Source organism: Candidatus Blastococcus massiliensis AP3 (assembly GCF_000582785.1).
In the GTDB taxonomy this organism is placed as follows: domain Bacteria; phylum Actinomycetota; class Actinomycetes; order Mycobacteriales; family Geodermatophilaceae; genus Blastococcus; species Blastococcus massiliensis.
Window position 1 is genome coordinate 285290 of the sequence record NZ_HG931175.1, and the last position, 10328, is coordinate 295617.

A 10328-nucleotide genomic window follows, 5' to 3' on the forward strand; every position below is an offset into this window, starting at 1 on the left:
CGGCGACAGCAGCGCCGGGCGCCCCTACGTTCAGCGCATGCGCCCCGGCCCGTTCACGCGCTGGCCCAGGGCGGCCGACGCCGCCCTCGCCGCGGTGCTGTTCGTGCTCACGCTGCTCTTCACGACGACCGGGCCGGAGGACTCATGGGTGCTGCGTGACCTCGGCGACGTCCCGCTCTGGGTGGTGCTGCTGTTCGCGGTCGGCAGCGGCGCGCTGTACTGGCGCCGCTCCGCACCTGTCGTCGTCCTCGCCGTCGTCCTCGCCGCGTGGGCGCTGACCCTCGGCAGCGGCCACGCCGACCTCGGCGGCCATGCGCTCTTCGCCCTCTACGCCCTCGGGCGCTACGGGTCGGTCGAGCGGTGGGGACACGTCGGGGTGGACGTCGCGCTCGTCGTGCTGGTGCTCGACGGCGTCACCGGCGACGTCCCGTGGAGCGGGGTCGCGTTCGGCGTCGTCGTGTTCTTCGCCGTCTGGTACGTCGGCCGCCGGCTCCGGCTGCGCGCCGAGCGCGCCGTACTGCAGGAGCGTGAGCTGAGGGAGCGGGAGCGTCGCATCGTGACCGAGGAGCGGTCCCGCATCGCGCGCGAACTGCACGACGTCGTCGCGCACCGGGTGAGCCTGATGACCGTGCAGGCCGGGGCGGCCAAGACCGTCGCGGCGGACGACCCGGTGGCGGCCGCGCGTGCGATGGGCGCGGTCGAGGAGGCGGGCCGGCAGGCGCTGGACGAGCTGCGGTACCTGCTCGGCGTGCTGCGCCCGTCCGCCGTCACGGACGACACCGCACCCCAGCCGGGCCTGGCGGACCTCCCCGCCCTGGTGGGGCGAATGCGCGAGGCGGGTCTGGACGTCGACCTGGACATCGACGATGTGACGGGCGGGCTGCCCGCGCGGGTGGAGCTGTCGGCGTACCGCATCGTCCAGGAGTGCCTGACGAACGTGGTGAAACACGCGGGCCCCGGCGCACGCACCGGCGTCCGGCTCACCACCGACAGAGGGGATCTCGTCGTCGAGGTGCGCGACGACGGCAGCGGAGCGACGTCGCTGCCCGGCGCCGGGCACGGCATCGTCGGCATGCGCGAGCGCGCGCAGCTGCTAGGCGGCACCCTCGACGTCGGCCCGCGTCCGGAGGGCGGGTTCGCCACGCGGGCCCGTCTGCCGCTCGACGGCGGGGCGGCATGACGATCCGGGTGGCCGTCGTCGACGACCAGGCGCTCGTGCGGGGCGCGTTCGCGATGGTGCTGAACCACCAGCCGGACATCGAGGTCGTCGCGGAGGCCGGCACCGGCGTCGAGGCGATCGACGTCGCCCGCCGGCACCGGCCCGACGTCGTGCTGATGGACATCCGCATGCCGGAGATGGACGGGTTGGAGGCCACGGCGCGCATCGTCGCCGAGCTCGGCGACGCGGTGCGGGTGCTCATCCTCACGACGTTCGAGCCGGACGAGTACGTGTACCGGGCGTTGCGCGCGGGAGCGAGCGGCTTCGTCCTCAAGGACCTGCCGCCCGAGCAGCTCGTCGTGGCGGTCCGCACGGTGACCGACGGTGGCGCGCTGCTGGCGCCGTCGATCACCCGGCGGCTGATCGGGCGGTTCGCGGCGCAGCGCTCGCCTGACACCGCCCTCGCCGGACGGCTGGCGAGCCTGACCGCCCGCGAGCGCGACGTCGTCACCGCCGTCGCGAGGGGGCGGAGCAACGCCGAGATCGCCCGCGAGCTGTACATCGGGGCGGCGACGGTGAAGTCGCACGTGTCGAGCGTGCTCACCAAGCTCGGCCTGCGCGACCGCGCCCAGGTGGTGGTGTTCGCCTACGAGGCGGGGCTCGTCGAGCCGGGCGCCTGAACGCGGCGACGTCAGCCACGTGGAAGGGTCCTCGTCAGCGACGAGAGGCGGAGCGAGTGCATTCACCGGTGCCCGACTACCTGACGGAGATCCTGGACGCCTGCGCCCACGACGCGGGCGCCCTCGCCGACTACATCCCCGAACTGGCGTCGGCCGACCCGGACCGGCTCGCCGTGTGCCTGTCGACGATCGACGGGACGCTCTACAGCGCCGGTGACAGCGGCATCGAGTTCTCCATCCAGTCGATCTCGAAACCGTTCGTCTACGCGCTGGCCCTGGCCGAACGCGGGCTCGACGACGTCCTGCAGTCGATCGGTGTGGAACCCAGCGGCGAGGCGTTCAACGAGCTCTCGCTGGAACATGAGTCGCGACGGCCCCGGAATCCCATGATCAACGCGGGGGCGCTCACGGCCCACGCACTGGTCGGCGATCCGGGGGACGACGTCGACGCCCGCGTGGAGCGGGTCCGGCGGCTGATGTCGGACTTCGCGGGCCGAGAGCTGCACGTGGACCGGACGATCTACGAGTCGGAGGTGTCGCAGGCCTACCGCAACCTGGCCATCGCCAACATGCTGCGCAGCTACGGCGTGATCACCTTGGATCCGCAGGACGTGGTGCGCGGGTACACCCAGCAGTGCGCGATCTCGGTGACCACGGCCGACCTGGCGACCATGGCGGCCACGCTGGCTGCCGGCGGTGTCCAGCCGACCACCGGCACGCAGGTCGTGCCGGTGGAGGTGGCCCGGCAGGTGCTGAGCGTGATGATGAGCTGCGGCATGTACGACGCCGCCGGGGACTGGATGACCACGGTCGGTTTCCCGGCGAAGAGCGGCGTCTCCGGCGCCATCCTCGGGGTGATGCCCGGGCAGCTCGGGATGGCCACGTTCTCGCCGAGGCTGGACTCGCACGGCAACAGCACGCGGGGGGTCCGATTGTGCACCCGCATGTCCGCCGACATGGGGCTGCACATCATGCAGGCCCCGGAGCCGGCACGGTCGACGGTCCGACGGGACCGGACGCTCCGTGGGCCGGACGGCTCCCTCGCACGCGTGTGCAGCCTGCAGGGCTCGCTGCAGTTCAGCAGCGTGGAACGCGTGCTGCGGACGGTGACCGACCGCAAGCCCGTCTCGGTGTTCGTCCTGGACCTCCGGAGGGTGTCGTCGGTGAACGACGTCGCCCGGCGGATGCTCGCGGAGATGCTCCGCCGGCTCCAGCTGGACGGCGCCGAGGTGGCGCTGCTCGACCCCGACCACGTCCTGCACCTGTCCGACCAGGCGGTCGTACGGCTCCCGGAACGGTGGAGCTCGCTGGCGCCGCTGGAGGGCTACGAACGCGTCTGACCTCGCTGCCCCGGGCGTGCCCGGATGGAGCGGGCTGAGGCAGCACGGTGGCGCCACCCCTACGGGGTGCATCCCCACCGGGCGCTCAGGTTTCTGTTCCACCGCGCCGAAGGCAGAAGCATGTCCTCGATGGCCACGGTCGACGCGGCGTCACCGGGGCACTCCGGTGACGGTCCGGCCGGGCGGCTGACCGCGCAGGTCACCGATCTGGAGGCCCTGTCCCGGTTCTCCGTCGACGGCATCGCCGAACGCGCCGATCTCGTGGCCGCAGAGGCCGAGGCAGCCGATCTGACCGTCGTGCGCCTGCGGGCGCAGTTGGTCGGAGCGGACATGCGGCGTCGCCGGGGTGACCATGCCGAGGCCGGCCGGATCGTCCAGGACATCCGCCGCTGGGCGACCGAGCACCAGCAGTCCCACCTCCGGGCGCGCAGCGCCTTCGTGCTCGCCGCGATCTTCCAGGAGCTCGGTGACCTGGCGACGGCGCTCGAGCACGCCGTCGAGGCCGTGGACCTCCTCGACGAAGCCGCGCCCCCCGAGCTGCGGATCGACCACTCCCTCCGGTTGGCCGACTGCCTGGGCCAACAGGGCGACGAGGCGTCGTCGCAGCGCTACGCCGAGGCCCTGACCCTGACGCAGGAACTCGGCGACGCCGATCGTGAGCTGCTGGTGCTCAACAACTGGGCCTACGTCGCCTCGCTCCAGGGCCGGTACGAGGAAGCGCTGCCCATCGCCGAACGGCTCGAGGCCCGTGCGGCCGAGCAGGGCGAGTCACTCGGCGTGGGCCGCCTGGACACCCTCGCCCGCGTGCTCATCGGGCTGCACCGGCTGGACGACGCGGAGGCGGTCCTGCTGCCCGGGCTGGACCCCGCGGAGCTGGAGGCGTCCGCGGACGGGGACGCCGGCGCGGACTTCCTCCTGACCGTGGCCGAGGTAGGGCGGCGACTCGGGCGACTGGTCGAGGCGCAGCGGATCCTGGACGACTGCGTGAACCGCTGCGACCGGCACGGCCTCACGGCGATCCGGGTGCGCGCCCGCCAGGAGCAGGCCGAGCTGCACGCCGCCCGCGGGGATCACGAGGCTGCCTTCACCGAGTACAAGGTCTTCCACGAACAGCTGATGCAGCTGCAGTCGGCCCAGCGCGACGCCCGCGCCCGCGCGATGCAGGCCATGTACGAGACCGGCGAGGCGCGCCGGCAGTCGAGGCGCTACCGGGAGATGTCCCTGCGCGATCCGCTGACCGGCTTGTACAACCGCCGGCACATCGACGAGCAGATGTCCCGCCTGCTCGGACCCGGCAGCCTCCCGGCCGGGCCGGTGAGCATCGCGCTGGTCGACCTCGACCACTTCAAGCGGATCAACGACACCTTCGGCCACGACGTCGGCGACGCCGTCCTCCGCCGGATGGCCGAGCTGCTGCAGGCGGCGGTCCCGGCCGACGGCGCGCGGGCAGTGGGCGGGTCGTTCGTCGCGCGGATGGGCGGTGAGGAGTTCCTGCTCGTCCTGGTCGACACCGAACCCGCTGAGGCCGCCGCCGCGGCCGAAGAGCTCCGCTCCGCCATCGAGCGCCACCGCTGGGACGACCTCTCAGGAAGCCTCCCTGTCACCGCCAGCATCGGTGTCGCCACCGCCGCTGACGGCGATCCCTCCCCCGCTGAACTGCTCGGCCGCGCCGACGCACTGCTCTACCGGGCCAAGGCACAGGGGCGCAACCGCGTCGTCACCGAGAGCCCGTAGGCCCTCCCCCCTCCCCCGTCAGACGCTCGCGGGCTCGCGGAACAGGGCGCGCAGCCGCTGCGCGATCTCGGCCCGCACGGGAGCGCCCGACAGCACGACGCCGACCATCGTCAGCGACGTGTGCGTGTGACCGCGGGCAGCCACGTGTTCCACCGGCACACCGGCCGCGCGCAGCGCCTCGACGTAGGCGACGCCCTCGTCCCGCAGCGGATCGAACTCGGCGGTGACGACGATCGCGGGCGGCAGCTCCCCCAGGCGACCGCGCAGCGGTGAGGCCGCCGGGTCCGTGCGCTGCGCCGGATCGCAGTAGTGGTCCCAGAAGTAGCGCATGAGCTCGCTGGTCAGCACGTAGCCCTCGGCGTTCTCCCGGTAGGAGCCGGTGGCCATCTCCGCGTCGGTGACCGGGGTGAGCAGCAGCTGCCCGCGCAGGACGGGTCCGCCCTCGTCCCGTGCCCGCTGGGCGACGACGGTGGCGAGATTGCCCCCGGCGCTCCACCCGGCCACCACGAGGTCGTCCGGGATGCCGCCGAGCTCGATGGCGTGCGCGGCGGTCCACTGCAGCGCTGCCCATGCATCCTCGACCGCCGCCGGGTGGGCCGCCTCGGGACCGTGCCGGTAGTTCACCGACACCACCACCGCCTCGCTGCGCACGCACAGGTCCCGGCAGAACGGTTCGTCGGACGCGTGGTTCCCGATCACCCAGCCGCCACCGTGGAAGTACAGGACGACGGGGTGCGGCCCGGGCGACGACGGACGGAACAGCCGGTACTCCAGGTCCCCGGCCGGTCCGGGCAGCACGCCGTCGACGACCCCGCCGACCTCGGGGCCAGGGGGCCGGTCGGCGTCGGCCATGGCCATGAACTCCCGCAGCTGCTCCGGAGGCAACGAGTGCAGCGGCGGGAGCCCCAGCTCTCCCATGGCCTCGAGGACCAGCGCCACGTCGGGCTGCAGCCGACGGACGACGCCGTCGACACACTCCTCGCCCGACGGCCCGGTCCGGCGGAAGCCCAGGTAGCCGCGCTCCACGACCTCCTCGCACGCAGCCCGGTACCTGTCCACGCCACCGATGTAGGGGTAGAAGACGCGCGGCTTGCCGGGCACGTTCGCGCCCATGTACCAGGAGTTCGCCGTGGGGTGCAGCGTGATCGCCGCGTAGTCCGCGACGTGCCGGTCCCAGCCCTGCTCGGCCGTCGGGGTCGGCTCGATCGTCGTCCAGCCGCCGGCGCGCAGGGCGACCAGGCAGTCGGTGACCCAGTCGACGTGCTGCTCGATGGAGACGGCCATGTTCGAGAGCACCGACGGGCTGCCCGGCCCGGTGATGCTGAAGAAGTTGGGGAAGCCCACCGTCATGAGCCCGAGGTAGGTGGAGGGCCCGTCTGCCCACTTCTCCTTCAGGGGAACCCCGCCGCGGCCGGCGATGTCGACGCCCACGAGCGCGCCGGTCATGGCGTCGAACCCGGTGGCGTAGACGATCGCGTCGAACTCGGACGACTCCCCGGACGTCTCGATCCCTGTCTCGGTGATCGTCGTGATCGGTGTCGAGCGCAGGTCGACCAACCGCACGTGCGGCAGGTTGAACGTCTCGTAGTACTTCGTGTCCAGGCAGGGCCGCTTGGTCCCGAAGTAGTAGTCCTTCGGGCAGAGTGCCTCGGCGGTCGCGGGGTCGGAGACGACCGACCTGATCTTCTCCCGGATGAACTCGCAGATGATCTCGTTCGACGCCGGGTTCACGCCTTGGTCGGCGAAGATTCCGTAGATCTCGCGCAGCTCGCCGGCCTCCCAGGCGGCCTCCAGCCGCTGCCGCCGCACATCCTCCGGCGCCGTCACCCCCATCACGTCCGTCTTCTCGCCGGGGACGCCCATCGAGGACCGCTTCGCCTCCTCGCGGTAGCCCTCCCGGTCCGCCCTCAGCCGTTCGACCCGTTCGGCCGGCAGCGGCCCGTTGTGCGCCGGGATCGAGAAGTTCGGCGTCCGCTGGAACACCGTCACCTGCGCCGCATGCTCGGCGATGAGCGGGATCGACTGGATGCCCGACGAGCCGGTGCCGATGACGGCGACCCGCTTGCCGGTGAAGTCGACCCCCTCGTGCGGCCAGCGTCCGGTCGAGTAGACCTCGCCGCGGAACCGTCCGGCCCCCTCGATGTCGGGCTCCTTCGGCACGGACAGGCAACCGCTCGCCATGACGTAGTAGCGGCAGGCGACGGTCTCGCCGCCCGAGGTGCGCACCTGCCAGAGGCCGGCGGCGTCGTCCCACTCGGCCCCGTCCACCCGCGTGCCGAAGGTGATGTCGCGGCGCAGGTCGTAGCGGTCGGCCACGAACTGCAGGTAGCGCAGGATCTCCGGCTGGGTGGCGTACTTTTCCGACCAGGTCCACGCCTGCTCCAGCTCCGGGTCGAAGCCGAACGTGTAGTCGGTGGTGGGGATGTCGCACCGGGCGCCCGGATAGCGGTTCCAGTACCAGGTGCCGCCGACGTCGTCCGCCGCCTCGAAGGCGCGCACGGAGAAGCCCGCGCCGCGGAGGCGGTGCACCAGGTAGAGGCCGGCGAAGCCCGCCCCCACGACGACGACGTCCACCTGCGGCTGGACGTCCTGCGCTCCTGTCTCCGTCATGCCCCACCCCTCGATCGTGATGCCGGTCACGCCGCCCTGGGGCTCAGTGTGCACTCGAAGGAGGCCGGTGGAGCGCTACTGCGCCGTGTAGCCGCCGTCGACGGTGTACTGCGCACCCGTCACGAAGCCGGCGCCGTCCGAGAGCAGGAAAGCGACCACCTCGGCCACTTCGTCCGCAGTTCCGAGCCGGCCCATCGGGTGCGCCGCCGCCAGCACCTGGTGCAGCTCCGCGGGCAGCACCTCGAGCAGCGGCGTCTCGATGTAGCCGGGGTGCACCGAGTTGATCCGGATGCCCCGCGCGGCGTAGGCGAGGGCCGCCGCCTTCGTCATCCCGGTGACGCCGTGCTTCGCGGCGGCGTAGGGCAGGACCAGCGAGCTGCCGACGAGGCCGAGCACCGACGACATGTTCACGATCGCGCCGCCGCCCGCCGCGAGCATGGCGGGGATCTCGTACTTCAGGCCGTAGAACACCGCGTCGAGGTTCACGGCCATGAGCCGGCGGTAGTCGTCGACCTCGATGTCGGCGACGTCGCCCCCCGGCCCGATGATGCCGGCGTTGTTGAAGGCGAGGTGCAGTCCGCCGAACTCGCGCACGGCCAGGGCGACCGCGGCCTCGACCTGGGCGGGATCGGTGACGTCGCCGACCGCCGCGACGGCCCTGCCGCCGCTCGAGACGATCCGTTCGACGAGCCGGTGGGCGCCGTCCTCGGAGAGATCGTTGACGACGACGTGCGCTCCGCCCTCGGCGAGCCGCAGCGCGACCGCCTGGCCGATGCCCGACGCCCCGCCGGTGACCAGCGCGGTCCTGCCCGTGAAATCGAATGCCATTCCTGGTCCTCCCTGTGGGAGGCCGAGCATGTCATCGAGGTCGTGCCGATCGGCGTCGGCTCAGTCCAGGTCGCGCGACGGGTTCCGGGCCGTCCTCCGCCGGTGAACGACCGCGTACCCGGCCACGACGGCGATCACCCCGGCGCCCATCCCCGCGAGCGTCCAGCGCAACCCGACGGCGTCGGCGAGCAGGCCCAACGGCAGGGCGGCGATGCCGAAGGCGCCGAAGCTGAGCATGACCAGGCCCTGCACCCGGCCGTGGTACTCCGAATCCGCCAGGTCGAGCAGCTGGGACTGGTTGCTGGTCTGGAACGCGAGCATCGCCGCGCCGACGGCGAGGAGGACCACCACGGCCACGTAGGCGTTGGGCGCGATCGCGAGCAGGCAGACCGCGAGCCCGAAGACGGCGCCCGCACCGACGAACACCCGCGTCCGCCCGACCCGTGCGCCGCTCCGCCCCAGGACCAGACCCGCCGCGACCCCGCCGACCGCGGACGTCGCCGAGAGGATCCCGTAGCCGACCGAACCGAGGCCGAACAGGTCGCTCGAGATGGTCGGCATGAAGGCCAGGTAGGGCATCCCCAGCATCGTGACCCCGATGCCGCAGCACACCAGCGGGCCCAGCTCGGGATGCCGGCGGACGTAGTGCAGCCCGTCGGCGAGCTCCCCGAGCGGTGACCGGCCGGAGGCCTCCGCCACCCGCCGCCCGGGCGGGAGGGCGGTGGTCAGGAGCACTCCGACGACCGCCAGGGCCGCGCTGAACAGGAAGATCGCCTCGATGCCCCACGCCACCGCACCGATGACCACCCCGGCCAGCGCTGGTCCGAGCACGCGGCTCACCTCGGCGTTGACCAGCAGCAGCCCGACGGCCTGAGGCATCGCGGTCCGGGGAACCAGCTCGGCGAGGAAGGCCATCCGGGCAGGGCCGAAGAGCGCGAAGCCCACCGCCTGCAGCACGCTCGCGCCGAGCAGCATCCAGTACGCGATGACGTCGAAGACGACAGCCAGCCCGATCCAGGCGCTCGACACCGCCAGCAGGAGGACCGAGAGCTGCAGCACCAGCCGCTTGGGCAGCCGGTCGGCGGCCACGCCACCCCACGGGGTGGCCAGCAGCAGAGCCACTCCGAAGGCCAGCAGGATCCCGCCCAGGGCAGCGTTCGAACCGGTCAGCTCGAACGCCAGCCAGCCGCGGGCGATGGCCTGCGCCATGACGCCGAGGAAGACCGCGGCGGAGTTCAGGTAGAGGACCAGGAAGCCACCCACCCGCAGGATCCCCATGGCGCCGAGCGACGTGGTCGCCGGCGGCAGCGGAGGGACGGTCTCACCGGGGACGGGGACCGCCGGCACCGCCACCTCGGGCAACGCAGCCGGCTCCGGGGCGGCCGGCTCCGGCGCGGGCCCGTCGCGCTGTGCGTCGACGCGTCCGACGGCGTCCCCGCTCATGGTCCCCCTCGCCCGGTGCTCGTGCGCAGCACCCGACAGTCCAGCACCACCTCCCGGAGGACGGGCGCTCCTCGACCCTGCCACACCGGGCGTCCGGCCTCGGGTGCGCCCCGGGTTCCTGGCCGGCACTCGCCGAGCACCCGCGACGGGAAGGTCCTGGGATGCTTGCGTGTTCAACTGGTCGAGACCCCCGCCGCGGACACCGCTCGGTGTCGCCGGGCCGGGGAACAGCACCCGCACGACCTATCGGAGGTGCCCGTTGTCCATCGCCACCCTCGACCACGACGTCCAGCCCGTTGCGCCTGCCGTCCCGCCCCTGACGGCGTTCGACCGCTGCGACGCGTCCGCGGTGGTGGGCGGCCCGAACGGCACGTCCGCCCGCGGCGCCTGCAACGCCCAGGCATACGTCAGGGCAGTGCTGCCCAGCGGCCAGGACCTGGTCTTCTGCGCCCACCACGGGCGCAAGCACGAGGCGGCACTCGCCGCCGCGGGCGCGACGATCCGCGACGAGACGGACACGATCGACGCCTAGGT

Annotated in this window: 8 protein-coding genes; 5 read left to right on the top strand and 3 right to left on the bottom strand. The window is 72.7% G+C overall.

The features are described 5' to 3' along the window. Positions 1 to 37: 37 nt before the first annotated feature. From BN344_RS15545 to BN344_RS15560, 4 genes are all read left to right on the top strand, one after another. A complete protein-coding gene (locus BN344_RS15545; RefSeq protein ID WP_040339490.1) occupies positions 38 to 1180 on the top strand; it encodes a sensor histidine kinase in 1143 nt (380 codons plus the stop codon). Then, positions 1177 to 1839 carry a response regulator gene (locus BN344_RS15550; protein ID WP_040339491.1) on the top strand — a complete coding sequence of 221 codons (663 nt, stop codon included), beginning with the start codon at positions 1177 to 1179 and terminating at the stop codon, positions 1837 to 1839. Before BN344_RS15545 ends, BN344_RS15550 begins: the two co-directional genes overlap by 4 nt. A 68-nt stretch (positions 1840 to 1907) precedes the next feature. After that, positions 1908 to 3179 carry a glutaminase gene (locus tag BN344_RS15555; RefSeq protein ID WP_197022349.1) on the top strand — a complete coding sequence of 424 codons (1272 nt, stop codon included), beginning with the start codon at positions 1908 to 1910 and terminating at the stop codon, positions 3177 to 3179. 129 nt (positions 3180 to 3308) lie between these two features. Then, positions 3309 to 4913: a GGDEF domain-containing protein gene (locus BN344_RS15560; protein ID WP_040339985.1), complete on the top strand. Its 1605-nt coding sequence runs from the start codon at positions 3309 to 3311 to the stop codon at positions 4911 to 4913. Between the two features lie 18 nt (positions 4914 to 4931). Here BN344_RS15560 and BN344_RS15565 read toward each other — a convergent pair whose 3' ends face one another. The 3 genes from BN344_RS15565 to BN344_RS15575 form a co-directional block, all read right to left on the bottom strand. Further along, positions 4932 to 7523 (bottom strand): flavin-containing monooxygenase, encoded by a 2592-nt coding sequence (locus tag BN344_RS15565; protein WP_040339986.1) that lies wholly within the window; start codon positions 7521 to 7523, stop codon positions 4932 to 4934. Between the two features lie 75 nt (positions 7524 to 7598). After that, positions 7599 to 8351: an SDR family NAD(P)-dependent oxidoreductase gene (locus BN344_RS15570; RefSeq protein WP_040339492.1), complete on the bottom strand. Its 753-nt coding sequence runs from the start codon at positions 8349 to 8351 to the stop codon at positions 7599 to 7601. 60 nt (positions 8352 to 8411) lie between these two features. Then, complete coding sequence (locus tag BN344_RS15575; protein WP_040339493.1) at positions 8412 to 9794, bottom strand: MFS transporter; 1383 nt, start codon at positions 9792 to 9794, stop codon at positions 8412 to 8414. Positions 9795 to 10053: 259 nt separating this feature from the next. Here BN344_RS15575 and BN344_RS15580 point away from each other — a divergent pair, with 259 nt between their 5' ends. Further along, a complete protein-coding gene (locus BN344_RS15580) occupies positions 10054 to 10326 on the top strand; it encodes a DUF7455 domain-containing protein (protein WP_040339494.1) in 273 nt (90 codons plus the stop codon). Positions 10327 to 10328: the final 2 nt, after the last annotated feature.